Here is a 25260-nt window from a genome sequence, read left to right on the forward strand (position 1 = left end):
TTAAAAGCGAAAATATTTGTTATTTTTCAATATTTTGCACTTCTTGTTTGTGAATTCCTGAATAGCCACAAACATCTGAACACAAGTGTTTTATGATTCTAAAATCCATCTCTTTACTCAATTACAAAAATTTTGATTCTATCAATTTCGAATTTGATGATAAGATAAATTGTCTTGTTGGTAATAACGGAGTTGGAAAAACCAATATTCTGGATGCTATTTACCATTTATCTTTTGGTAAAAGTTATTTCAACCCAATTACTACACAAAACATAAAACACGACACTGATTTTTTTGTTGTTGAGGGGCATTATAACAAGTTAGATCGAGATGAAAAAGTAATTATTAGCGTTAAAAGAGGGCAAAAAAAAGTTATTAAAAAAAATGGTAAAGCATATCAAACTTTTAGTGAACATATTGGCTTTTTACCATTAGTCATTATCTCACCAGCAGATCGCGATTTAATAATGGATGGTAGTGACACCAGACGCAAATTTGTAGATGGTGTGATCTCTCAAAGTGATCCACATTACCTTTCTACATTATTAAAGTATTCTAAAATTTTATCACAGCGTAACTCATTATTAAAATATTTTGCTGCTAATAACACTTTTGATCCTTCTACTTTAGATATTTACAATCAGCAACTTAACGAATATGGTAGTTTAATTCATCAAAAACGTTCAGAGTTTTTGCAAATTTTCATACCTATATTTATAGATCGCTATCAAGCGATTAGCTCAGGAAAAGAATCGGTCTCTTTACAATACCAAAGTAAACTATCAGAAACAAATTTAATCACTCTTCTAGAACAAAGTTTAGCAAAAGACAGGATGCTACAATACACAAGTGTCGGAATTCACAAAGATGATCTTTCTTTTGAGATTGATGGTCGCCTTATTAAAAAATTTGGAAGTCAGGGACAACAAAAATCATTTTTAATAGCTCTGAAATTAGCTCAATTTGATTTTATAAAGAAACAAAGTAAGGTACATCCATTATTACTACTGGATGATATTTTTGATAAGTTAGATGAACAGCGTGTCGAACATATTATAAAACTTGTAGATGATCAGAATTTTGGTCAACTTTTTATTACAGACACTCATGCAGATAGAACTGAAAATGTGGTTAAAAAGATTTCTCAATCTTATAAAATTATTACATTGGACTAATCAGTAATATAGTGTTGTAAATACTCTATTATTCTTGTATTCCTATCTGTTTATAAAAACCCAATACCTTTAATATAAATACAAATGACTAAAAATATACTATACTTACTATGTATCATACTACTATCCAATTGTGTCCAGACTAATCCAGAGAACTACATTACCTATATTGAAGGATATTGGGAAATCGAAAAAGTAATTACACATGAAGGATTGGAAAAGCAATATAACTTCAACCAAAATATAGACTTTTTTGAAATACACGAATTAAAAGGTTTCCGTAAAAAAGTTCAACCTCAATTTGATGGAGGTTTCATTACTACTAAAGATCAGGAGAATTTTACGTTAAAAATTGAAAATGACAGTCTCAGAATCTATTATAAAACTCCATTAATGGAATGGAAAGAAACCATAATTTCTGCAAAAGAAAATGAAATGATCATAATAAATGAGGTTGGAAATCTTTATTTTTACAAACCTTATAAAAAAATGGATCTATAGTAATGGCAAGAAGACAAAATGACAACCAACCCATAAGTGATGTACTCAAAGATTTCGTCAATCAAAATAAGTTACAGAGTGGACTAGACAAAGTAGAGGTGCGTGATGTATGGGAGCAAATCATGGGATCTGCCATCCATAAATATACTAGAAATATCAAGCTAGATCGCACCACCTTATACGTAGAACTCACCTCTTCTGTACTAAGAGAAGAATTAAGTTATGGTAAAGAAAAGATTATCTCTAATCTCAATGAAACATTAGGTAGAGACTTAATAAAAAAATTAGTGTTGCGCTAATCTATCTTTTACATATTCTATTTCTGTTTTTCCATGTGCTGCTGGTTTTCCTTGATCGTCAAGATATACCATAGTGATATTATCAACTTTAATAATCGTTTTTCTTGTTAATTTGTTTCTTACTTCGCATTTAAGTATTAATGAAGAATTTCCAAATTTTACTACATCCATACCTATTTCTACAATATCTCCTTGCACTGCGGAGCTTACAAAATTAATTTCAGACATATATTTAGTTACAACCCGATTGCTTTCTAATTGTATAACTGCGTATAATGCTGCTTCTTCATCAATCCATTCTAACATTCTTCCTCCAAATAAGGTGTTATTAGGATTCAGATCTCCTGGTTTCACTAGTTTTCTTGTATGGTATCTCATGGGGCTTACTTTTTTACAAATTTACAGAAATAAGCCTTGTTAAATGTGGGTTTCATTAGCTTATGGAAAGAATTATTAAATTCGGAATTTCAAAGAAAAGAGTTTATCAAATTGTGGTTTTTTACCATCACAAATTAAATTCTTTTTATTTTACAAGTTCATCTTGCTATGTATAAGTTTGTATATGCCGATTATGGTATTATTAATTCTCTACAAAATTCTGTTCCATCAGGACAATCCGGGGTTTCTGTTGTTATACAAATTTCATAAGTACCTGTATCAAATTGAAAGAAAAAAGTATTATCTCCACTCTGACCCCCGTCTTGTTCTATAAAATCTCCATTAATTACCCACTCATAGATAACATCTCCTACACCATCAAAATCCGCAAAAAAGTTATAAGTATTAGAATTACCTTCTTGTTCAATCTCAAAGAAAAGATCTGGGCATTCCTCTACAAATAGTTCCTGACAGAATGTAGCTCCTTCTGGGCAGGATGCAGTCATAGCTTCTATACAAATAGTATGCATTCCTGCACTCAATGTTTCATTATATATATTGTCCCCATTAGTGCCACCATCAGTTTCCTTTATCACCTCATCTACAATCCATTGATATATAACATCATTTATGCCCTCAAAATCTGCAGTGAAAGTATATGATGTTTCTAAGTTATTTTCAAAAGTAAACGCTAATTCAGGACAAGCAGTAGTCACATCTATAACATTACAAACAACTACTTCTTCAAAACATGTTTCTGATTCTGTTTTCAAGCAAACATTGTAAACACCCGGACTATCAAATTCATACAATAAAAAATTAGGTTGACCATCAGAAATTCCATTACCCACAAAAACATCATTTATAAACCAGTTAAATGTATCTATTTCTCCTGTAGAAGTAAAATCAGATTCAAAACTATACTGTAAACTGAATGCATTTATAACATCGGATGTAAAATCAATTTGTGGACAAGAGGTCTCACAAGATTCAAAAACTTCATAAAAACCAAAATAAGAATCTATGGTAGTTTTGCTAAAATCAGGCGCTGTGGAAACGTCCAACGGAAATTTGAATAGCGGCTGATAATTTTCCTCTTGATTCCCATAAAACAATCTAAAATCTTCATCGTTCGATAAAATTATTTCAGTACCACTAGTCGTAAATACTGTTGTTGGATATTCGAGTATAAAACACGTTTCATAAAATGCCTCAAATTCATCTCGTAATGTATGAAACTGACAGTCTTTTAATACCATTAATAAACTAGTTTCATTAGGAATTGAGATTGAAGTATTTGTATTATTAAACTGTATGGTAATTGGAAATTGTAATCCTGTAATATTAAAATTAGTTCTCTGACTGGAAATAACAGATAACAATCCATCATAAGAATCTATACGGATATCTGCAGTAGTATTATACCCCAAAGTAATTGGATACACAAACTTAAAGCACTGTTCTACTTCTGATAACACTATGCCATCCGTCCCAAATTTATTTAAAATTGTAACTATAGAGCTACTTGAAGTAATACTACCCGTATTATCATTAGGAAAAGAAGAATCATCATCAACACAAGCACTCATCAGCACTACTGTTATTAATACTAAAAATCGTATGTTTTTAACTAAACTCTTCAAACCAGTTTGTCTTTATCTATATAACGCTTTACCCTCAGATATTCCCTACCCTATAATAACAATATCTACTCAATCATCTCTTAAATCCTTAGACTCTTTGCAGATCAAATATACAAGTTACAATCTAATACTTCTACACAGTATAAACAAAGTTCCCTGAAAGCATACTGTCACCTCCAGGGAACTCGCCCAAATAATTTAAATTATGTACTTATTCAAGTACCAATGTTTTACAAAAACTAGTTCCGTTAGGGCAATCAGGTGTTTCTACTTTTACACAGATCTCGTAAGTACCTGAAGCAAACTGATAATAAAACGGATTATTATGTGGAAATTCTGGAGATTGCCCGATATACTCATCATTAGCAAACCATTCTAAAACTACCTCATCTATACCATCAAACGCTCCTGGGTAAAAATAATAAGCATTACTATCTCCGTCTTGTTCTGCTTCAAAAGAAAGTTCTGGACAACTGCCTTCAATTATAATTTCCTGACAAAACTCATTTTCTTCTGGACTTGGGCACTCTGGAGTTTCATAATTAAGACAAATAGAATAAGTGCCTGGTGTCAGGTTTTCTAATGATAATTTGTGATCTCCTTGATGATTTGTTCCTTCATCTTCTACAGGTGCATCATCAATAAACCATCCATACCATTCTAAAGTATCTCTACCTTCAAAATCAGCATACAGATAATCCCCATCTCTAGAGAAAAACAAGTCAAGACAGGGTTCAGTGCTCTCCTCGATTACAATTTCCTGACAGAATTCATTTTCTTCCGGACTCGGGCATTCCGGAGTTTCATAATTTAAACAAATAGTATAGGTTCCTGGAGCTAAATTTTCTAATGACAACTTATGATCTCCTTGGTGATCTGTACCTTCATTTTCTACAAATTCGCCATTAATAAACCACCCATACCACTGCAAAGTATCTTTGCCTTCAAAATCTGCATATAAATAATCTCCATCTCTGGAGAAAAATAGATCCAGACATTCATTAACATTATCGGTGTCGTCGGTGTCATCTTCATTACAAGAAGTAAATCCAAATATGAATGTCAAAATCACTACAAAATAAATACTATTTCTTTTCATCATTTTACTGTTTTTAATTATGATTTGTTTTTAGTTTAAGAAACCTTAAGTGCCTCTACAGTAGTAAAACGTTATATAAAAAGAATACCCTACCCCTTTCATTTAAAAAAGTATTACATATGTTATATTTAGTATCAATTCATCAAATAAATTACCTTGACCCAAGAGTACTAAGGATGAAAAATAATACCATTCAGTTACAATGATCAGGAAATAAGACTTCCTTATCCTCATTCTATACACCACACACAAGGTAGAGGCTCAAGAAATTCTATAGATTAAATCAGATAGTGATAACAGTATTTACATCTAAAAGAGTTACTACAACATTTAATACAAAAAAGCATATAAAAGATTTTTATCAAAGTCATAAGGTTTGGAATAAGAAGTGAGCATAGCAACAGATTTATTTTATTTGTATACACCTCAATTATTAGAAACTTTACACTTTGTTCTCAATGCGCAGGCAAAACTGTTTTGACATTAAGAAAAAAAAGATATAGATTTGAAAAAATACCAATCTCAGAATGTCTGACCCTAAAAACAATACCTGTGATGAACAGGTTTTTGATTCCTTCTTTAAAAGCCATGCAAAACTTTTAAGAAGTTATCTATACTACAAATTTGGAGATTTAGATCAAGCTGAAGATATGGTTCAGGATTCCTTTATAAAACTATGGAATAATTGTACTAAAGTCCCACTCGAAAAAGCAAAAAGCTATGTATTCACAGTTGCTACTAATATGGGAATCAGCAACACCAGGCATCAAAAAGTCAAATTTAAATACCATAATTTTATTACTCAATGTAAAAGTGATAGCACTAATGAGTCTCCAGAATTTATTATTCTTGAAAAAGAATTTATGGAAAAATTACAAAATGCCATTGCTGATTTACCAGAAAGGCAAAGAGAAGTTTTCCTTCTCAGCAGAATAGATAAAAAGACATATAAGGAAATCGCTGCATTATCAGATGTTTCCGTTAAAGCAATTGAAAAACTAATGCATAAGGCATTAATTAGTCTTAGAGCGAAGATTGGAAATATTTAATAAAAATGAAACTAAGTGGTAGGGTATTTATTAACTAAACCGTTTCTATTATATACGCATGAACTATGTTAGACGATAAAAAAGATGATATATTCTTATCCCGGTGGATAAATGAAGAACTTTCTGAAGAAGAACTTCGTGATTTCCAGGCACACCCTGACTATGAATATTATTTGAAGATAAAAGTTGGAACGGATTCATTGCAATTAATGAATTATGACGAAAATGAGGCATTACATTCGATTAAATCTAAGCACCAAAAAGCATCTAAAAAAGAAGTAAAACCTATCATCAAATTATGGCCATATGCTGCGGTCGCAGCTTCTGTAGCTATTATTTTTAGTCTATTTTTATTAAATCCTAAATCATCATATACCTCAACATACGGGGAACAACTCGCGGTAACCTTACCTGATGGCTCTGAAATGCTACTAAATGCAAAATCTGAAGCAAGTTTTAATAAGGATAATTGGGATACAAACAGAACTATCAAATTAGAAGGAGAAGCATATTTTAAAGTAAAAAAAGGAAGCACATTCACCGTTATGACTAAGAACGGAAGTGTATCGGTTCTTGGAACCCAATTTAATGTACAATCACTTTCTTCATTTTTTGAAGCTGTATGCTATGAGGGCAAAGTACATGTAGAAAGTGGAAATGATAACAAGATTCTTACCGCCGGCAAAGCCTACAGAAACATTAACAGCACATCACCCGAGCAATGGGAGTTCACTGCTATTGAACCTTCTTGGATTCATAACACAAGTTCTTTCAGAAGTACACCAATACAGTATGTCTTCAGGCAACTAGAAAAACAATATGAAGTACATATCAATAGCAAAAAAATAAATACTAAACTTAGGTATACAGGAACCTTTCCTAACAATGACTTGGAGTTGGCACTTAAAACAGTTTTTAGTACTTTAGGTATACAATATGAACTATCTCAGGATGGCAAAATAGTGGTTTTAGAAAATTAATACAATGACCAAACTTTTATGTGTATGCTTATTTGTAGTAAGTATGGCTGTTTTTTCACAAGAAAAAACAAAAGTTTATGACATTAAAAATGAACTATTAGTTGATATAATTCCTATTATTGAAAATACATATGCTATAAAATTTTCTTACCTTGATATTACACTTTCTAATAAATTTGTTTCAGCACAATTTACCTCAGAAACTAGTTTTACTGAGCTATTACGAAGTTTTGAAGAACAAACTCAATTAAAATTTGAGAAAACAGGAGATAATTTTATTAGTATCAGAACATATAATAACACTGATACTATTCATATTTGTGGATATATCTTAGACGAAAATGAAAAACCACTTGAAAACATTCGTGTCTTTATTAAAAGTTCTAAAATAAACCTTGTCACAGGCGCTAATGGCTACTTTGAGAACAAAGAGGTTCCTTTTAGTTCTGCAATATTGATTAGCGCTGATGGATTCAGACAAAAAGTAGTAACAGCTTCTTCTCTTTTAAACAAGCAATGCTCTCGTATCTATATCAAGAACACCGTAGAAGAATTGAACCCTGTGGTTATCAGAGAATATCTAACCAGAGGTATTACATTAGATAAGAAAGTAATCAATATTAAATTAAATGATATTGCAATCTTACCAGGACTAACTGAACCGGATATTCTGCAAAGTATTCAATTAGCGCCGGGTGTAAACAGTCCATTTGAAACTGTATCCGGAATCTATGTACGAGGTAGTGTACCCAGTCAAAACTTAGTTTTATGGAATGGTATTAAAACATATCATCAAGGACATTTGTTTGGCATGCTATCAGCTTTTAACCCATATGCTGTCAAAGAAGTGGATTTTCATAAAAGTGGAATCAGTGCTCGGTATGGTGATAGAATTGCAGGTGTTATTGATATCAAAACAGATAATGAGGTTGCTAAACACTTTACAGGAAATACAGGTTTTAATATGATCAATACTGATGCGGTTATCCACACCCCTATCATTAAAGATAAAGTATCACTGCAACTCTCTGGAAGAAGATCATATACTGACATCTTAGAAACGTTTACTTATAAACAATTTTCAGATCGCGTTTTTCAGAACATTTCTATTACAGAAAATTCAACAGGTACAGAGGTAAAAAATGATTTCTTTTTCATGGATTATAATGCCAAACTAATCGCAGATATTTCAGATGCTGATAAAATTGAGATCAATGCATTGTACAATAAAAATGATTTGAATTATAAAAAAAATGATGGTATTACTTCTCTTAATGATGATTTAATCACTGAAAATGAAGGCTATAATATAAGCTGGAATCATATCTGGAATCGCAAACTAGTCCAATATACCAATAGTTATTACAGTAAATACCTTCTTAACTATCAATTTAAAACAGGAATATCAGGAACTACTACTGAAATTGAAAGCAAAAAAAATCAGATAAAAGATATAGGTGCTAAGCTGGAACTACATTATGCCTTAACTGATCATCAAAAGATTATTGGCGGATATCAGTATTCTAATAATGCTATCAAATATGCTTTTATCACTACAACTCCAGATTATGAGTTGATATTAGATCAAGATGATCGATTACTTAACACACACGCTTTATTTACAGAATACAGGTTTGAAACCTTCAATAATCTATATCTATCTGCAGGAATACGATGGAATCAATATGTGGGTGTATCAAAAGCTTTTATAGAACCCCGTATCTTTATTCAAAAAAATCTTTCGCCAGTCTGGAAAATTAGTGCCACCGGAGAATTTAGAAGTCAGGCAGTAAGTCAGATTAAAGAATCTGTAATTAGTGATTTACCCTTGGAGAATCAGGTTTGGACACTTGCCGATGAAGAAAAATTTCCTGTTATCACTAGCTATCAAGCCACTTTAGGTAGTAGTTTCAGAAAAAACAAATGGCATTTTGATATAGATGGGTATTATAAAAAAATCAACAATATTACTTCATTAACGGCAGGTTTTATTAACCCTGTTGATAACAACTATCATTTAGGAGAAAGCAACATCTATGGTATTGATTTTTTCTTAAAAAAACGCTTTAAAAAATATAAAACCTGGGTCAGCTATTCATATATCAACACTCAGAATACATTTGAGAATATTAATGACAATAAATCTTTTCCAGGTAACTGGAATATTGAACATACTATAAAGTGGTCTCACTTCTATAAAATACAGAATTTTCAATTCTCTCTGGGTTGGATATGGCATACTGGCAAATCATACACTAATATATCAAACATATCTACAGATGGCAATCTTATCCTACTGGATTATGACCAAATTAATGGTAATAACTTACCAGTATATCATAGATTAGACTTCTCTACCATCTATGATTTTAAAATCAAATCTAATCCTAGACTTACTTATCGTCTTGGTTTATCTGTAGTGAATCTTTATGGTCGAAAGAATTTATTAAACCGAGAATTTAGAACTACCAATTCATTAGACAATCAATTGATTAACAGAGATATCTTTGCACTGGGAGTTACACCTAATATAAGTTTTAGAGTGTTTTGGTAAAATAAAAGACCATTCAGAAATTTCTGAATGGTCTTTATAATACAAAAAATACTTCTATTGTTTAAAATTGTTCTCTTCCAGAAAAATGGAAAGCTCCTTCTATAGCAGCATTTTCATCACTATCACTACCGTGGACTGCATTTTCACTTATAGAAGTTGCAAATTTCTTACGAATTGTTCCTTCTGCTGCATCTTCTGGATTTGTTGCACCAATTAAAGTTCTAAAATCTTCTACTGCATTATCTTTCTCTAAAATAGCAGCTACGATAGGACCACTAGTCATATAATCCACTAATTCCCCATAAAAAGGACGTTCGCTATGAACTGCATAGAAAGCTTTAGCATCATCTGTAGTAAGCTGTGTTAATTTCATTGCTACTACTCTAAAACCTGAAGCTGTAATTTGCTCAAGGATTGCTCCAATGTATCCTTTTCTTACCGCATCCGGCTTAAGCATTGTAAAAGTTCTATTTGTTGCCATTTTCAAAATTTAATATTTATCATATTTTCCTATAAAAAGGAAACTTATTTTTTTTAAAATCTCCCGAACATTAGAATCGAAAGCATTTTTTTGCAAAAATATAGATAAAAGGATCAAAAACAAGAAATATCCTTATAAAGTATCGCTACAACTTATCTTTACATTTTAAAGTCTCTATAAGTGCTTCGTAAAAATGAAAATTTTATGGTACCGAACTCAATGAATAATAGGTATAAATAGTATATTCGCTGACCTATGAATACAACAGAGATCAAAGAAATAAAAGAGTTATTGAACACTCCTAAAAAAATTGTAATTATCCCACACAAAAATCCTGATGGAGATGCTATCGGTTCTACTTTAGCATTACATCATTATTTATCTGGATTAGGACATCATTCTGTAGTAATCACTCCTAATAATTACCCTACATTTTTAAAATGGATTCCTGGAGAAGACACTGTACTCACCTATGACAATGATAGAGAAACTGTAGTTTCTAAAATAAAGGAGGCCGATATTATTTTCACACTAGACTTTAATCATCTTTCGAGAAGTGGACATTTAGAAACAGTTCTGGCAACTACAGATACAACGTTCATAATGATTGATCATCATCAACAACCAGATACATATGCTACATTTACCTATAGCGACACAGGAATGAGTTCTACTTGTCAGATGGTATATCATTTTATAGATAAATTAGGAGATCTCGATAAAATTAATGCCGATATTGCAACTTGCATTTATGTAGGGATTATGACGGATACGGGCTCATTCAGATTCAGATCTACGACAAGTAATACCCATAGAGTATTAGCGGATCTGATTGATAGAGGTGCTGATAATACGGCTATTCATGAAAAAATATACGATACCAATACCTATTCGAGATTACAACTACAGGGAGTAGCTTTAAAGAATTTAAAAATTCTGCCAGAATATAATGCTGCATACATTACTATATCTCAAAAAGAATTGGATGATCATAATTTTAAAAAAGGAGACACAGAAGGATTTGTGAATATGGGATTATCACTGGAAGGAATAAAATTTGCTGCTATTTTTATTGAAAATAAAAATGAAAAAATCATTAAAATTTCATTGAGATCTAAAGGCGATTTTTCTGTGAATGAATTTTCCAGAAATCATTTTGAAGGAGGCGGTCATCATAATGCTGCAGGAGGAAAAAGTGATCTTTCATTAAAGGAAACTGTTGAGAAATTTATTAGTATCTTACCAGACTATAAAAATGCCTTACACTCATGAAACCACTTTTGATAATTTTTAGTTTTTTGACACTTCTCATTGGAGCCTGTAAAACTCCAGAAGCGAGGAGACCTATTAGTGTTTCTTCAGGATCTTTTATGAATACATCTATAAATAGAAACATTGAACTAACGGCAAAAGAAGAAACCAGAATTCAACAAATTATCAAAGAAGATTCTCTACACACTTATATTTCATCAGAAGGAGGCTTCTGGTATCACTATCATAAAAAGGATACAGTTTCTACAAGTACTCCAGAGTTTGGAGATGTAGTTCATTTTACGTATAATTTAAAAAATCTGGATGGTCAGCTAATTTATAGCGAAGCCGAAATTGACACTGTAACCTATTCTATTGATCAGGAAGAATTATTTTTTGGACTGCGAGAGGGCTTAAAGCTTATGAAAGAAGGAGAAATTGTGACATTCCTCTTCCCATCTTATCAATCTTACGGATATTATGGTGACGATGATAAGATTGGGACAAATATTCCGTTAATATCAAAAGTAACACTCAATAAAATCGACAAACAATCAACAACAGAAATTAAAACTTCACAAAAAAAATGAAAAAATTAAATCTTTTAGTTTTAGCAATTATTGCATTCACCTTTAGCAATTGCAACGACAAATACCCTGATTTAGCAGATGGAATCTATGCAGAAATCGTAACCAATAAGGGTACTGCAGTAGCAGAACTATTTTATAAAGACACACCATTAACTGTAGGAAACTTTGTTTCTCTTGCAGAAGGAACCAATACGATGGTTGATGATTCATTAAAAGGAAAAAAATATTATAATGGTATTATCTTTCATAGAATTATTAAAGATTTTATGATCCAAACAGGAGATCCTTTAGGAACCGGATCAGGAGATCCCGGTTATAAATTCCCGGATGAATTTGTAGATTCTTTAACTCATAAATCAAAAGGAATTTTATCCATGGCAAATTCTGGGCCGGCAACAAACGGAAGTCAGTTTTTTATTACTCTAAAAGAAACACCCTGGTTGAATAACAAGCATACCGTTTTTGGAGAAATCGTAGTAGGGCAGGAAATCATAGACAGCATCGGAGTTGTAGAAACTAAAAAGCCTGGTGATAAGCCGGTAGATGAAATAAAAATGCTGGAAGTAAATATCATTAGAAAAGGAGCTGATGCTAAAAGTTTTGATGCTAAAGCAGCTTTTGAGGAAAAATTAGCAGTACTAGAAGCAGAAAAATTAGAAGCAGAACGTATAGAAAAGGAAAGACTTGCAGAAATAGCGCTTAAATATCCTGGTGTTGCAGCAGAGCATGAAGAATTAAGAAAAAAAGCAACGAAATTAAAAAGTGGATTAGAAATTCTTTTAACAGAAGAAGGAAATGGTGAGAAACCAAAATCTACGGATATGGTTAATCTTAATTATGAAGGGTATTTTAAAGATGGAAAAATATTTGACACTAACAAAAGAGAAGTAGCTGAAGAATTCGGAATATTTAATGAGCGTCGTGCAGCACATCCAAAAGGATATGCTCCTATGACCATGAAATATTCTCCGGATGCGCAAATGATCCCAGGTTTTGCAGAAGGAGTTCAACAGATGAAAGTAGGTGATAAAGCAATCATCTTTATCCCACCACATCTTGGATATGGTGATAAAGCAACAGGACCTATTCCTCCTAATTCTGAATTAATTTTCGAATTAGAACTATTAAGTATTGCAGAAGCACCAACACAAGCGGCACCAGTGAAATAAAATAGTAGTTGCTCTCATAGAATGATCAATGTAAGCATAAAAAAAAAGACCTATCAAATTTAAAAAATCTGATAGGTCTTTTTTTCTATATTCTAATATAATGTAAACTTCTTAAAATCATTATCCTTATTTTAAACGATAATATACTCCTAGAACTAAATAACCTTCTAGTGTATCACTAATCCTACTTTCAGTATAGTTTGATGTGTTTATATTCTCAGCAATCTCAGAGTTATCAATATTAAGAATATTATTTCCCTCTAAAGTAAGTTCCCAATTATCATCCAATTTATACCTAACTGTAGGCTTTATATCCATTATTTCAGTTTGAGTCAAATCAGTTTTATAAATTGCATATTCTCCTCCAAGACTCCAAGACGCCTTCTTTTTAAAAAAACTACCCGTAATATATAGATATGGTTTAGTAACCACAGATTTTGTTTCAATAGAATTCACACTCGTACTATAATCAATTATTTGATAGTCAACTCCCAGATTATAATTAACTCCTTTTCTATATCCAGAATATATTCCTAATTTTTGACTAAATCTTGATGTTTCTGCTATATTATCGAGCAAACCAATCTGGTTTTCTTCCTGATTAAGAAACCAGTCAGTATTAACAAAAATATTTGCTTTCAATTTACGAACTCGATAATTAATACGAGACCCTAGCATCAACCGCTGTCTGTTATCTCCAACAATGTTTTGAGTATTGACCACATTAGTTTGACTCAAAAAAGTATTAGATGACAAAAACTCTGGGGCATAATTATAATCAGCAAATGCAAAAAAATTAGATCCTGTACTCGCTTTAAAATTCATAAAATAAGCTCTAATTGTATGAGATGGAAAGATTTCATTCTGGGCTACCATACTTATCGATGATTTAGTAAAAAAATCCTCTGCTACATCTCCACTATGAACCGTTTTACTGCCAGGTAATTCAAAATCATAAGAATAGCTAATATCTAATTGTTTCGATGAATTAATCTTATAATTCATCGAAACTGATGGGAGTACAAAATAGTCATCGAATACCTCATCAAATCTCTTAAAAAACAAATATCGATATTCTAAAGCTGTTTTATATTCCAATTTTTTAGCAATTTTCCCTCTATATCGTACTCCTATATAACTATCCGTTCGATCCGTTTGTGTTGTCTGAGTAAACTCATCTCTTACTGCAATCTCATTACCAAAAACATCATCAGAGAACAGTACTCCTTGATGAATATCCAACTTTGCATGTTTGTAGTTAGTTACCGCCTGTAATTCATAACCAAAACGTTTTGAATTTTGTTTTTGAAATTGTGTGATTTTAAAGTCATCATTAAAATTGAGTCCCAGAAAGGGAGCGCTTGCTGTAATATCCAAGTTTGCGTCTAATTCTTGTATTTCTGCTAATCCAGACCATTTTAATAATGTTTTAGCACCTATTCTACCTACAAAAGATAGTTGCTGATCCAGACTCCACCCTTCATTATCATATTGTTGCAAAAAATCAGTACTTCCATTTTGATCTGATGTATTAATCCTATATTCATCATCAGATTGCTGAGGGCTATAATTTACAACATAACTAAAAAAACTGTATTCATTAGGCTGATAGCCTAGTTCTAATAAGCTGGTATTCAGAAAAAAACCACTTGTTACATTTCTTGTTTCTTCCTGAAAAAGAAGATCATCTTCAAAAAAATTTCTAGTCAACAAAAAGCGTTGTTTTTGTGCAGTATTACTAGATAAATTGAGTAGAGATATTTTAAAGTTTTCTTTTGGCTTGTAGATAAAACTAAAAGCTCCAAAGCCATTTTCTCTTTTTGAAACATCTGTAGTAGGGTCAAAAAACTTAGGAGTTTGTTCATTTTGTTCCCGTATTTGTATCCCACTGGAACTAAAATCATCTTGTTCTATAGTCTGGGTAAGCTGATCATATTCGTTAGAAGTAATTGATTGTCTACCTAATGAATTATAATCTCCTATAAATCCAATTTTAAGCCTCCCTCCTAACCGATATAAATTTACATGGCCTAATGTTTTATCTGCATACCCTCCACCAGCTTTGACATCTCCTGTAATTTTATTTTTATATTCATCCTTAATACTGATATCCAGAGCTCGCATTTGCTTGTTATCAAATCCACTAATATTGCCAAAATCCTTAAACTTATCCAGATATCGGATGCCTTCTACCATCTCAGAGGTAACGCTCTCTGCTGTTAAACGATGTTGCTTCTTAAATAATTCTTCTCCATCAATTAACAGCTTTTTAATTGCCTTTCCATTCACCGTAATTAGTCCACTCGCATTGAGTTCTACCCCAGGTAACTTATCAATGACATCAGCAAGATTATTTTCCGTACCATTTGTTAGTGCCTTTATATTATAGGTAATAGTATCAGTACTAATCTCCATAACTTTAGGCTCAAATTTTAAAATAACTTCTCCCAGATCCTCAGCATTTTCTGTAAGAATATAATTTTTCATCAAGGTATTCTGGTCATCCGATACCACGAGTGTATCTTCTAAGGGCACAAATTGCATATGGGTTACCTTAACACTATAAGTACCTGCACTTTTAAGTTTAATAACATACGCCCCATTAGTATTAGAAGTGCCATAAGAAATTAATTTTTCACCCTTATGAATCTGTATATTTGCAAAAGATACCTTTTCATTAGTATTATCTGTAATGGTACCACGTATTTCATATTGTGCAAAAACAGAAAAAGAAAATAATAAGGAAAGTAATATAAAATATTTGTGCATAAAAAAGCTGGATTGCTCAGAAAATTTAATTAAAAATACAAGAACTTTTTATGTTTAGCATAAAAAGTTCTTGTATTTTTAATTGATTTATAATAAGAATGTTCAACACATAATTATTGTGGTCTGGAAATAGTTCTTACTGACCCGTCAGGTGCTGTAAACGTTCTCGGCTTGGTTAATTCCTTTCTCAATATCAAAAATTCTTCTTGTGTCATTTTATTGCCTTTTGTAGGACGTGGTATATCAATATCCTTATCTAATTTTTTAATTGATCTTGCAGCAATCAATACCTTATCATTAATCTGTACTTGTAAAATTAATCCTGGTAGTCCCCAATATTCTCTTGGCCCATCATTGATAGCGATATCTTCTGTAAACCACGCTACTATTTTGGCTCCATTCTTTTTTGTTGACTTTGCCAGCGTGCACGAATATCCAGAAATCGTATCTTTTATATCTGTAATTTCCCACTCAAATATAGGCAAAACATCTTGTATCAAAATATCTTCTCCATATTCAAAATTTGGCATAAAATTAAAATAATTCATGAGAAGTACTTGTTCTTTTTGATTTCTATAATAGTTGCTAGTTGACACGGCACTAGACACTTGCCTCTCTACTGCACTTTTTTCCTTATCATCTACTTCATAATTATGCTCAGAATATCCATAAAAAGACTCTCCATTTTTATACAATAATGTCATTACAGGTCTATCCTCTTTTTCGCTACTTTTAAGCTGCTCTCTCAAATCTTCAATATTACCATCTTTAAAAGAAAAGTACTCATTATAGTTCACTACATAAGATTGAGAAAACAATGAACACGACACTAATAAAAAAGATAGTATAAATAAATTTTTCATAATTATTTTATTAGAAGATATATCTAAAAACTTCGCTTATGTTTTCAATTATTCGATATAGGTCGGATCGTTTGAACCTGTCCATCGGGTGTTGTTATCGTCCTTGGACGAGTCACTTCTTTAACATATTTCTGGAATTCATCTTGAGTCATCATATTGCCTGTGGGTTTTTCCAAGTTTGTTTGCTTATTCTCTTGCCGTATAGAGGTCATTATATATAGAATCCTAGTTTCAACCTGTAGTTGTATAATAAGCCCGGGCAGTCCAAAAAAACCATTAACTCCATGCATAATCGGTATCTCATCGGTATACCATGCCGTTATTTGCTCCCCATTGATATCTATTGTTGTCGCTAACGTGCAATGATATCCAGAAATCATCATTTTTTTGTCCCTAATTTTCCAATCATACCGTTCTAATTGTTCAGAGATCACAGGGTTTTCAGTCTCTCCTAAGGGAGCCAAAAAATCACCAAAATCTTTCATAAATAGATTTTCTTCTTGATTTTGGTAATACACAGAATGACGCATACGAGTAGTTGATATCTTATTTTCATTACTGTTTTTTTCATCGCTTATTTCTTTACTTTCTGCTATTGGTCCACATAATGAAACTCCATTACAATATACCAACTGCAAATCTGGTTTACTATTTTTATCAAGAGGGTTATTTACCAGTGTTTTACTCATCTCTACGAGATCTCCATGAATACTTTCATAATACATTTGATACCCTATGGTAAAGGTTTGTGACCAGACTGGACATAATACAGCAGAAAATAATAAAAGAAATGTTACTTTAAGATTCATTAATTTATAATTTAAAAAGTTTGATAAAACACCTTTGATATGATGTTTTAATAAATAAATTTATTGAGTTATGTACTTAGTACCTATTTTATATTTTAGTGATACAGAGGCTTCGTATTTATCATTCTTTCTATAGTTTTGTAAAAAATACTTTGCTTATGTTGTGATCTATCTATCCTAAAACAAAACTCGTTAAAATAAGCTTGAATATACCATTAACTGACATGAGTTGGTATGGCTCTTAAGCAAGACTTTAATTGCATTATAACAATTTGTAACTCTTTAAAGTTCTTACCTTGGATACTTAATTTCTGTTCAATATTATACATTGCTTTTAAAAGTTCATATCCTCTCCATTTATCTGTAACAACTTTTGCTGTTTTGCTTATGTATTCCTCAAAAATAGGAGTTAGAGATTTACCTGAATAATTATCAATAGACTTTACAAAGACTCTCTTTATTTGATGTTTTCTATTTAACTCCACCGCTTTAACAGCTTTTCCTTTTTATAATCGTAGCTACGACCTTGCTTGCCTATCGTAAATTCATAAACGAGAACTAACTCCGACAAAGGGTACTGCTGGCTATTTTCAAAGGCCTTTCTAACTTTTTGCAAAAAACACCAAACCCTGGAGCTTTCTATACGTTGACAGTCATAACACTGATAATTATATCCTGCTTTTTCGCAACCGTTAGAATGACCGTATTCATACAGGTAAAGCTATCTTGCCATTTTATTTTTGCTAAATAAGCTTTACAAGCTTCATCATTGGGCATTTCTTTTATAAACTTTAGTATACTTTTGTCCTTCAAATACTTCCATTATCTTTGATTTTACTAAAACAAAATGCAGAAATTAAATGACTAACTCAATAAATTTATAATAGAATAATTTACTAAAAAGTGATTAATACCCCAAGAAGATAATCCTCTTGGGGTATTAATCAAAGTACAAAACACTACTTAACGTACACAAGAACAAATTTCATACTCTAGTTGTGGCTCAATAGTTTTTTCACATCTCCATACTATACAGCCTGCATCTTCTACTATTACTGTATTACTTTGTTCATTAAACTCTTCTAAATTGTTAAAATTCGCAAATGAAATTGACCCTACAATTAAAGCCCCCAATAAAAATACTTTCTTCATAATTTTAAATAACTTGTGATTAATAACTAATCATAAATCTATTTATAATTTAATTAAGGGGTATTTCCGCTAAATTAACTTTTAATTAGTGCTTATTTAACATAATTTTAAACTTCATTATTCCCCATAAAAGACCGTATTTAATATTGTAGTTATCGATTTTATTAGTGGTTTACTAGTTTCTACATTAGAAAAATGTGTTTAAAAAAACACATGATTACACTTTGTCATTGGAAAACAAATAAAAAATCCTATTTCATAAATAAAATAGCACTAATCCTAAATCTCACAGAAACTCAAGAATAATAATTTAACATATCTCTATTAAACCAATTTGACTTAACTCTTGGTAGGTAACTTTTTTTCTGAGTTACAAAAATTCTTTTTGTGTCATTTTATTGCCTTTTGTAGGGCGTGGTATATCAATATCCTTATCTAATTTTTTAATTGATCTTGCAGCAATCAATACCTTATCATTAATTTGCTCATTCAAAATTAATCCCAGTAGTCCCCAAAATTCTCTTAGACCGTCATTAATAGAAATCTCTCCTGTATACCGAATTAATAATATACGTCTGAGAAAACAGCGAATATGACACTAAGAAAAGTGAGAATAAGAATATAATTTTCATACTAATTTTATTAGAAGGTATATCTAAGAAAACTTCGTTTATATTTTCAATTATTCGGTATAATTCGAACCCTTCGTTCTCGCCCATCTGGAGTTATTGTAGTTCTTGGTTTTGTCAATTCTTTAGTATATTGCGTGAATTCCTCCTGACTCATCATATTGCCTGTAGGTTTTTCCAGGCTTGTCTGCTTATTCTCTTGTTGTATAGAAGTCATTACATATAGAATCCTAGTTTCTACCTGCAATTGTAAGATAAGCCCGGGCAGTCCAAAAAAGCCATTGACCCCGTGTATAATCGGTATCTCATCTGTATACCAAGCAACTATTTTCTCCCCATTACTATCTACTGTAGTCGCTAATGTACAATGATATCCAGAAATGATCATTTCTTTTTCAGTAATCTTCCAGTCATACCGCTCTAATTCTCCAGAGATCACAGGATTTTCTGTCTCTCCAAAGGGAATAAAGAAATCTCCATAATCTTGCATATACAGATTTTCTTCTTGATTTTGGTAAAATACAGAATGCATGACACGAATAGTTGATATCTTATTTTCATTACTATTTTTATTATCATCGACTTCTTTACTTTCTGATATTGGACCGCATAATGATACGCCATTGCAGTATACCAACTGTAAATCTGGCTCGCTATTTTTATCTATAGGATTGGTTAAAAATTCTTTACTCATCTCGTCGAGATCACCATGAATATTTTTGGAATACATTTTATATCCTATAGTGTACGTTTGTGACCAGACCGGACATAATAATAAAGAAAATAATAAAAGAAATGTTACTTTTACAGTCATTGATTTAAAATTAAAAAATTCTAACAAAATTATATATCTAATATTAATAATATGTTTCAATAAAACATTATTTATAATAAAATAATTTACTGAAACAGTAATTAATACTCTAAGAGGATCAACTTCTTTAAAAGACTGATCTTCTTAAAGTATTATTTGAGATTTAAAATACTACTTAGCGTACACATATACATTCTTCCGCTAATACATTCTCCCCCTCAGTCCTTACACACCTCCATAAAGTACAGCCTGCATCTTCTACTATTACTGTATTACTTTGTTCTTTAATCTCTTCTAAATTGTTAAAATTCGCAAATGAAATTGACCCTACAATTAAAGCCCCAATAAAAATAATTTCTTCATAATTTTAAATAATTTGTGCTTAATTTATAAATTATTTAAACTGAGATTATTTCCGCTAAATTAACTTTTAATTAGCAGTTAATTTACAACAATTAACATTTTTAAATTTCAATAGAGCAAAATTTAAAAACTTGTAAATTCACCATAATTTACTTCACCGGAATTTCTCGTAAGATCTCTTTAACAAATGTCCAATATTTTTGTACAGAAGAAATACTAGCTCTTTCATCTGGAGAATGTGCTCCTAATATCGTGGGACCAAAAGAAATCATATCCATATGCGGATAATGCTGTCCCAGAATACCGCATTCTAGTCCTGCATGACAAGCAGCTACGTGTGCTTTTGTACCATTTAGTTTTTCGTATAATCTATCCAGCACTTTTAGGATCGGTGAATCCATATTAGGAGCCCAACCAGGATAATCTCCTCCCGTTATAACTTCGCACCCTATTAATTGAAATGTAGCACGTAACATATTAACCATATCCTGTTTAGAGGATTCCACGCTACTTCTGGTTAAACAAGCTATATGTATGTGCCCCTTCCCTATTGTTACTTTAGCAATATTATTAGATGTTTCTACAAGATCCGGAATAGAAGCACTCATCGTATACACTCCATTATGAGCTGCGTATAACGCATTAAGTAACCCTTCTTGCACTCCCAAATCCATGATTTTATCAGGTGCTGAAGATGGTTGAATATGTATGATCAAATTAGGATCTGTTATCGATTGCTCATTCATGATAACCTTACTCAATTCATTCAACTCATACTCAAAAACTTCTGTATGCATTGCATCGATTACTACAGTTGCAAAACTTTCTCTTGGGATCGCATTGCGAAGACTTCCTCCTTGTATTTCAGAAATTCTTAATCCAAAATTTTCGAAGCCATCAAATAACAATCGATTCATAATTTTATTAGCATTACCTAACCCTTTATGAATTTCCATACCAGAATGCCCTCCGGTAAGTCCGGTTACTGCAATTGTATATGCCTTTTTACCCTCTGGCACTTCTTCTTCCTTATAAGCTCTGGTTGCAGTTACATCTATACCGCCAGCACAACCTACTCCAATCTCATCATCCTCTTCTGTATCGAGATTTAGTAAAATCTCTCCTTGCAACCAATTATGCTGTAATTCTATTGCCCCAGTCATTCCCGTTTCTTCGTCTATAGTAAATAAGGCTTCTATGGCAGGATGTGGAATATCTGTGGATTCTAAAATTGCCATAATCGTTGCAACCCCAATCCCATTATCAGCTCCTAGTGTCGTTTCTTTAGCACTCACCCAATCTCCATCAACATACATTTCTATCCCTTGTTTCTCAAAATCAAAGATTGTATCTGCATTTTTCTGATGTACCATATCAAGATGAGACTGCATTACTACCGTTTTTCGATCTTCCATACCTGCAGTAGCTGGCTTTTTGATCAATACATTCTGAATTTTATCGGTCTCAACCGTTAGTCCTAAAGATGTTCCAAAATCTTTCATAAATGCAATTACTCGTTCTTCTTTTTTAGAAGGTCTAGGCACCGCATTAAGGTCTGCAAATTTATTCCAAAGCGCTGTAGGCTTTAGCAATCTTATTTCTGAGTTCATAGTTATTGAGTTTTTAGCAAATGTACCATTTGGATTGCTGAATTCAAATCTTAAGGTACATAGTGTTTATCCCGATGTTAGTATTAAAAGACACTATATTATATCATATTCTATGCATCTATTGCTTAAAATCACTACAAATTACTTTATTACATTCTTTCATACTCCCAAAGACACTTCTCTATAAAGAGCTACTTTTGATTAAAAATCGTAGCTTTACCATTCGATTTGATTTATACTTCATGCAATCCAGAACAAAAACACTTCTTACAATACTGCTACCCATTCAAATTGTAATCATCAAAATTCTTGGGTTATTTCCAGAATTTATTGAACGTTTTTATAGCAATTGGCTTTTTATTTTTATTTCTAAAGCGTTGCGATATGCCTTTGGATGGATTCCTTTTTCGTTTGGTGATATAGGATATTGTATATTGATTGTTTTACTAATTCATTTTTTAATTACCAAAGTATTCAGAAAAGGAATTTCGTGGAAAACCATATTATTAGATATAGGAGCTACCACTTCTATAGTATATGCTTGCTTTCATATACTATGGGGCATGAATTACTATCGCCTACCGATGCACGAAATCATAAAAATCGATGATGAATATACAGAAGAAGAATTGATCCGTGTTACAGAAAAATTAATTCTCGAAGCTAACCTATTACACACATCTTTATCGTCTGATGATTCACTTGCTATCCAAATACCCTATACCAAAGAAGAAATCTTTGAGAAAACTATACCTGCCTATGAGCAAATTAGTAATATTTTACCAATATACGGCTATACGCCTAAAAGCATTAAAAAATCTATTCTTAGTATTCCGCTTACTTATATGGGATTCAGTGGATATCTTAACCCCATTACTGGCGAAGCACAAGTCAATGGTTGCATTCTAACATATAAAGCCCCTACTACCAGTTGTCATGAAGTAGCCCATCAATTAGGATTTGCTAAAGAAAATGAAGCAAATTTTATAGCGGCCTTAACGACAATGAATTATGATGATCCCTATTTTAAGTATAGCGGAACTACATTTGCTTTAAAATTTTGTTTGAACGACTTATACCTTAGAGACGAACAAAAAGCAATCTGTCAGATCGAAAAATTAAGATTTGGTATTCGTGAAAACTACAGAGAAGTCAATACATTCTGGGAAAGCTATCAAAATCCCTTAGAACCTGTTTTTAAAAGTACTTATGATAGCTATCTCAAAGCAAACAACCAACCCGATGGGATGGAAACCTATAGTTATGTAGTAGCCCTTTTAGTGAACTATTATAAGAATGGTTTGTAAAATAATAAGACAACACCTTTATAAAACACCCATTAAAGTAGTACAATAAAACGATTACAGCTAACGCTTTCTAACTAGCTAACATAGTTACATCAAAGTACTTCTATGCTTTGATCTACTAATTACATCTCTATACCCCATTGATGTACCATCCATACTATCTATCTAGAAAAGCGACGATCTATTACTTTTCTACACCTTAATCAAAAGCAAGTATACATACCTATTTATAATACCTCATTAATGTTATAGCTTTATTAAAAATAAAATCACCATTTGCGGTTTCCCGTAAAAATCATGAGGTGGATTCCCTTACTTTTAACTTTCAGAAGGGCTAGATAATCTATTTAGTCATTTACAAGTATTTATAAACATTTACAATCGGATGTATTAAGACATGTGTTTTACTCGGTTGTTGGCATTCATTAAAAAAAAACTACGAAATACAATATGAGCTTAAGAAAAGGAAGAACGAAATTAACTCTAGAAAGCTCAATTGAATCTGCATTATTAGCAGTCGAAATTTATAATAAACCTAGAACACCTTTTCGTGTAGAAGGATTTATTACACATATGATTATGGCTTGGACCAGACTATTTCACGCTTTTTTTCATAATACAATTGGAAGCAAATATTATTACAAAAATACTAATGGAAGATATCAGACAATTGACGGTGAAAAGAAATCTTGGGAGCTTAAAACTTGTATTACTAAACACGGTGGAGTCTCATCATCTGTAAAGTCTAATTTAGCTTTCTTTATTAAACTGAGAAACAAAATTGAACACAGACACATAGATAGAGACGAAGTTGGTATTATGATATTTGGAGAATGTCAAGCACTACTCTATAACTTTGAAAATACCTTAATAGATTTTTTCGGTGAGGAATATGCTTTAAATGAAAGTTTATCTTTCTCTATTCAATTTTCACGTATTAGAAAAAAGTCTCAATTAGAAGCCAGTAAAAAACTACTTTCTAAAGAGATTAAAGAATTAAAAAACTTCATTGAAACTTATAGGAATGCATTAACAGAGGAGGTTTTCAATACCCAAGAATATAGTATTAAACTAATTCAAGTCCCAAAAATATCAAATACAAATAGAAATGACTTAGCGGTTGAATTTGTGAATTGGAATTCTCTATCCGAATCAGACAGAGAAAATTATGATAAGATAACTACAATAATAAAAGATAAAGTAGTAAAAAAAGAGGCAATTAATCCAGGGAAAAGAAAACCAAGTGATGTAATTGAAAAGGTAAACTCTGAGATTGATTTTGAAATTAATCATTATGACCATCAATGTCTATATTGTTGCTTTAAAATTAGACCAGCAAGCGGAAATGATATAGATGACTCATTTGACACAAATACAAACTATTGTCATTATGATGAAGTGCATAACGATTATGTTTATCAGGATGCTTGGGCTGAATTAATAATAAAAGGAATTAGAGAAGAGAAATTGAGTAAAGAAATTTGGAAGGCAAAATTTAAGACCAAGGAAAGTTTTAATATAACTGAATTTGAAACAGTTGAATAAATAACGAAATGCCAACAATGGCTATAATTAATATGGGTTTTGGTGCTTAATCCAAAGTTTAGTGTATTTTTATAAAGTCCGCCAAATCTTTTGATTTGGCTTTTAAAATGAAAAAATTAAAACAAAATAAAAAGTTTTGGCTAAGTGCTTAATCGAAATTAATCGCTTATTTATTCCCGTACTAATCATAGCCGAGCCGTTAGCAGAAATTAAAACAAAAACAAATTAGA

General features: G+C 31.6%; 21 protein-coding genes and 1 pseudogene. 11 read left to right on the top strand and 11 right to left on the bottom strand.

The window, feature by feature from the left end:
- The first annotated feature begins 92 nt into the window (after positions 1-92).
- The 3 genes from recF to ABD816_RS00500 all read left to right on the top strand — a co-directional run bounded on the left by recF (position 93) and on the right by ABD816_RS00500 (position 1975).
- Entirely contained in the window at positions 93-1175 is a 1083-nt protein-coding gene (gene recF / locus ABD816_RS00490) for a DNA replication/repair protein RecF (RefSeq protein ID WP_344923773.1), read from the top strand.
- 84 nt (positions 1176-1259) lie between these two features.
- Positions 1260-1676 carry a lipocalin-like domain-containing protein gene (locus tag ABD816_RS00495; RefSeq protein ID WP_344923775.1) on the top strand — a complete coding sequence of 139 codons (417 nt, stop codon included), beginning with the start codon at positions 1260-1262 and terminating at the stop codon, positions 1674-1676.
- A gap of 2 nt (positions 1677-1678) precedes the next feature.
- The gene (locus ABD816_RS00500) at positions 1679-1975 is read left to right on the top strand and encodes a DciA family protein (RefSeq protein WP_344923777.1); all 297 of its coding nucleotides are present in this window, start codon (positions 1679-1681) and stop codon (positions 1973-1975) included.
- Here ABD816_RS00500 and ABD816_RS00505 read toward each other — a convergent pair.
- The 3 genes from ABD816_RS00505 to ABD816_RS00515 form a co-directional block, all read right to left on the bottom strand.
- Positions 1961-2353 carry an acyl-CoA thioesterase gene (locus ABD816_RS00505; RefSeq protein WP_344923778.1) on the bottom strand — a complete coding sequence of 131 codons (393 nt, stop codon included), beginning with the start codon at positions 2351-2353 and terminating at the stop codon, positions 1961-1963. The genes ABD816_RS00500 and ABD816_RS00505 overlap by 15 nt on opposite strands.
- 191 nt (positions 2354-2544) lie before the next feature.
- Positions 2545-3996 (bottom strand): hypothetical protein, encoded by a 1452-nt coding sequence (locus ABD816_RS00510; RefSeq protein ID WP_344923780.1) that lies wholly within the window; start codon positions 3994-3996, stop codon positions 2545-2547.
- A 211-nt stretch (positions 3997-4207) separates the two neighbouring features.
- The gene (locus ABD816_RS00515; RefSeq protein ID WP_344923782.1) at positions 4208-5098 is read right to left on the bottom strand and encodes a hypothetical protein; all 891 of its coding nucleotides are present in this window, start codon (positions 5096-5098) and stop codon (positions 4208-4210) included.
- Positions 5099-5622: 524 nt separating this feature from the next.
- Between ABD816_RS00515 and ABD816_RS00520 the strand changes: the two genes are divergently transcribed.
- From ABD816_RS00520 to ABD816_RS00530, 3 genes are all read left to right on the top strand, one after another.
- Positions 5623-6144 carry an RNA polymerase sigma factor gene (locus ABD816_RS00520; protein ID WP_344923784.1) on the top strand — a complete coding sequence of 174 codons (522 nt, stop codon included), beginning with the start codon at positions 5623-5625 and terminating at the stop codon, positions 6142-6144.
- A 65-nt stretch (positions 6145-6209) separates the two neighbouring features.
- On the top strand, positions 6210-7124 hold the full coding sequence (locus ABD816_RS00525; RefSeq protein ID WP_344923786.1) for a FecR family protein: 915 nt from the start codon (positions 6210-6212) through the stop codon (positions 7122-7124).
- A gap of 4 nt (positions 7125-7128) precedes the next feature.
- Positions 7129-9678, top strand: coding sequence for a TonB-dependent receptor (locus tag ABD816_RS00530; RefSeq protein ID WP_344923787.1), 2550 nt, complete (start codon positions 7129-7131; stop codon positions 9676-9678).
- Positions 9679-9739: 61 nt separating this feature from the next.
- Here ABD816_RS00530 and ABD816_RS00535 read toward each other — a convergent pair whose 3' ends face one another.
- A complete protein-coding gene (locus tag ABD816_RS00535; protein ID WP_344923789.1) occupies positions 9740-10159 on the bottom strand; it encodes a nucleoside-diphosphate kinase in 420 nt (139 codons plus the stop codon).
- A 255-nt stretch (positions 10160-10414) separates the two neighbouring features.
- On the opposite strand from ABD816_RS00535, the gene ABD816_RS00540 reads away from it, so the two are divergent.
- From ABD816_RS00540 to ABD816_RS00550, 3 genes are read left to right on the top strand one after another with little or no spacing between them, the layout of a single operon-like run.
- Positions 10415-11431, top strand: coding sequence for a DHH family phosphoesterase (locus tag ABD816_RS00540; protein ID WP_344923790.1), 1017 nt, complete (start codon positions 10415-10417; stop codon positions 11429-11431).
- Positions 11428-12000, top strand: coding sequence for a gliding motility-associated peptidyl-prolyl isomerase GldI (gene gldI / locus ABD816_RS00545; RefSeq protein WP_344923792.1), 573 nt, complete (start codon positions 11428-11430; stop codon positions 11998-12000). The genes ABD816_RS00540 and gldI overlap by 4 nt, the downstream gene beginning before the upstream one ends.
- Entirely contained in the window at positions 11997-13169 is a 1173-nt protein-coding gene (locus ABD816_RS00550; RefSeq protein ID WP_344923793.1) for a peptidylprolyl isomerase, read from the top strand. Before gldI ends, ABD816_RS00550 begins: the two co-directional genes overlap by 4 nt.
- A gap of 126 nt (positions 13170-13295) precedes the next feature.
- Here the strand turns inward: ABD816_RS00550 and ABD816_RS00555 are convergent, their stop codons facing one another.
- From ABD816_RS00555 to ABD816_RS00585, 7 genes and pseudogenes are all read right to left on the bottom strand, one after another.
- Positions 13296-15938, bottom strand: coding sequence for a carboxypeptidase regulatory-like domain-containing protein (locus ABD816_RS00555; protein WP_344923794.1), 2643 nt, complete (start codon positions 15936-15938; stop codon positions 13296-13298).
- 113 nt (positions 15939-16051) lie between these two features.
- Positions 16052-16801: a GLPGLI family protein gene (locus ABD816_RS00560; RefSeq protein WP_344923795.1), complete on the bottom strand. Its 750-nt coding sequence runs from the start codon at positions 16799-16801 to the stop codon at positions 16052-16054.
- A 44-nt stretch (positions 16802-16845) separates the two neighbouring features.
- Positions 16846-17610, bottom strand: coding sequence for a GLPGLI family protein (locus ABD816_RS00565; RefSeq protein ID WP_344923797.1), 765 nt, complete (start codon positions 17608-17610; stop codon positions 16846-16848).
- A gap of 95 nt (positions 17611-17705) precedes the next feature.
- Positions 17706-18433, bottom strand: a pseudogene (locus ABD816_RS00570) (IS1595 family transposase).
- Positions 18434-18573: 140 nt separating this feature from the next.
- The gene (locus tag ABD816_RS00575; protein WP_344923799.1) at positions 18574-18762 is read right to left on the bottom strand and encodes a hypothetical protein; all 189 of its coding nucleotides are present in this window, start codon (positions 18760-18762) and stop codon (positions 18574-18576) included.
- Between the two features lie 678 nt (positions 18763-19440).
- Positions 19441-20205 carry a GLPGLI family protein gene (locus tag ABD816_RS00580; RefSeq protein WP_344923801.1) on the bottom strand — a complete coding sequence of 255 codons (765 nt, stop codon included), beginning with the start codon at positions 20203-20205 and terminating at the stop codon, positions 19441-19443.
- A 512-nt stretch (positions 20206-20717) separates the two neighbouring features.
- Positions 20718-22178 carry an aminoacyl-histidine dipeptidase gene (locus tag ABD816_RS00585; protein ID WP_344923803.1) on the bottom strand — a complete coding sequence of 487 codons (1461 nt, stop codon included), beginning with the start codon at positions 22176-22178 and terminating at the stop codon, positions 20718-20720.
- Positions 22179-22375: 197 nt separating this feature from the next.
- Here ABD816_RS00585 and ABD816_RS00590 point away from each other — a divergent pair, with 197 nt between their 5' ends.
- Together ABD816_RS00590 and ABD816_RS00595 are read left to right on the top strand one after the other, a co-directional pair.
- A complete protein-coding gene (locus ABD816_RS00590; RefSeq protein ID WP_344923805.1) occupies positions 22376-23485 on the top strand; it encodes a DUF3810 domain-containing protein in 1110 nt (369 codons plus the stop codon).
- A gap of 450 nt (positions 23486-23935) precedes the next feature.
- Entirely contained in the window at positions 23936-25030 is a 1095-nt protein-coding gene (locus tag ABD816_RS00595; protein ID WP_344923807.1) for a DUF3644 domain-containing protein, read from the top strand.
- The last annotated feature ends 230 nt before the right edge of the window (positions 25031-25260 follow it).

Origin of the sequence: Aquimarina addita (assembly GCF_039539305.1) — a bacterium.
In the GTDB taxonomy this organism is placed as follows: domain Bacteria; phylum Bacteroidota; class Bacteroidia; order Flavobacteriales; family Flavobacteriaceae; genus Aquimarina; species Aquimarina addita.

Excerpts from the sequence above, each read along its gene's own strand:
- ABD816_RS00525 (WP_344923786.1), top strand. The coding sequence starts at position 6,210 with ATGTTAGACGATAAAAAAGATGATATATTCTTATCCCGGTGGATAAAT.
- ABD816_RS00595 (WP_344923807.1), top strand. The coding sequence starts at position 23,936 with ATGAGCTTAAGAAAAGGAAGAACGAAATTAACTCTAGAAAGCTCAATT.
- ABD816_RS00535 (WP_344923789.1), bottom strand. The coding sequence starts at position 10,159 with ATGGCAACAAATAGAACTTTTACAATGCTTAAGCCGGATGCGGTAAGA.
- ABD816_RS00520 (WP_344923784.1), top strand. The coding sequence starts at position 5,623 with ATGTCTGACCCTAAAAACAATACCTGTGATGAACAGGTTTTTGATTCC.
- gldI (WP_344923792.1), top strand. The coding sequence starts at position 11,428 with ATGAAACCACTTTTGATAATTTTTAGTTTTTTGACACTTCTCATTGGA.
- ABD816_RS00530 (WP_344923787.1), top strand. The coding sequence starts at position 7,129 with ATGACCAAACTTTTATGTGTATGCTTATTTGTAGTAAGTATGGCTGTT.
- ABD816_RS00500 (WP_344923777.1), top strand. The coding sequence starts at position 1,679 with ATGGCAAGAAGACAAAATGACAACCAACCCATAAGTGATGTACTCAAA.
- ABD816_RS00585 (WP_344923803.1), bottom strand. The coding sequence starts at position 22,178 with ATGAACTCAGAAATAAGATTGCTAAAGCCTACAGCGCTTTGGAATAAA.
- ABD816_RS00495 (WP_344923775.1), top strand. The coding sequence starts at position 1,260 with ATGACTAAAAATATACTATACTTACTATGTATCATACTACTATCCAAT.
- ABD816_RS00565 (WP_344923797.1), bottom strand. The coding sequence starts at position 17,610 with ATGAATCTTAAAGTAACATTTCTTTTATTATTTTCTGCTGTATTATGT.
- ABD816_RS00560 (WP_344923795.1), bottom strand. The coding sequence starts at position 16,801 with ATGAAAAATTTATTTATACTATCTTTTTTATTAGTGTCGTGTTCATTG.
- ABD816_RS00515 (WP_344923782.1), bottom strand. The coding sequence starts at position 5,098 with ATGATGAAAAGAAATAGTATTTATTTTGTAGTGATTTTGACATTCATA.
- ABD816_RS00575 (WP_344923799.1), bottom strand. The coding sequence starts at position 18,762 with ATGAAGAAAGTATTTTTATTGGGGGCTTTAATTGTAGGGTCAATTTCA.
- ABD816_RS00555 (WP_344923794.1), bottom strand. The coding sequence starts at position 15,938 with ATGCACAAATATTTTATATTACTTTCCTTATTATTTTCTTTTTCTGTT.
- ABD816_RS00540 (WP_344923790.1), top strand. The coding sequence starts at position 10,415 with ATGAATACAACAGAGATCAAAGAAATAAAAGAGTTATTGAACACTCCT.
- ABD816_RS00505 (WP_344923778.1), bottom strand. The coding sequence starts at position 2,353 with ATGAGATACCATACAAGAAAACTAGTGAAACCAGGAGATCTGAATCCT.
- ABD816_RS00580 (WP_344923801.1), bottom strand. The coding sequence starts at position 20,205 with ATGACTGTAAAAGTAACATTTCTTTTATTATTTTCTTTATTATTATGT.
- recF (WP_344923773.1), top strand. The coding sequence starts at position 93 with ATGATTCTAAAATCCATCTCTTTACTCAATTACAAAAATTTTGATTCT.
- ABD816_RS00550 (WP_344923793.1), top strand. The coding sequence starts at position 11,997 with ATGAAAAAATTAAATCTTTTAGTTTTAGCAATTATTGCATTCACCTTT.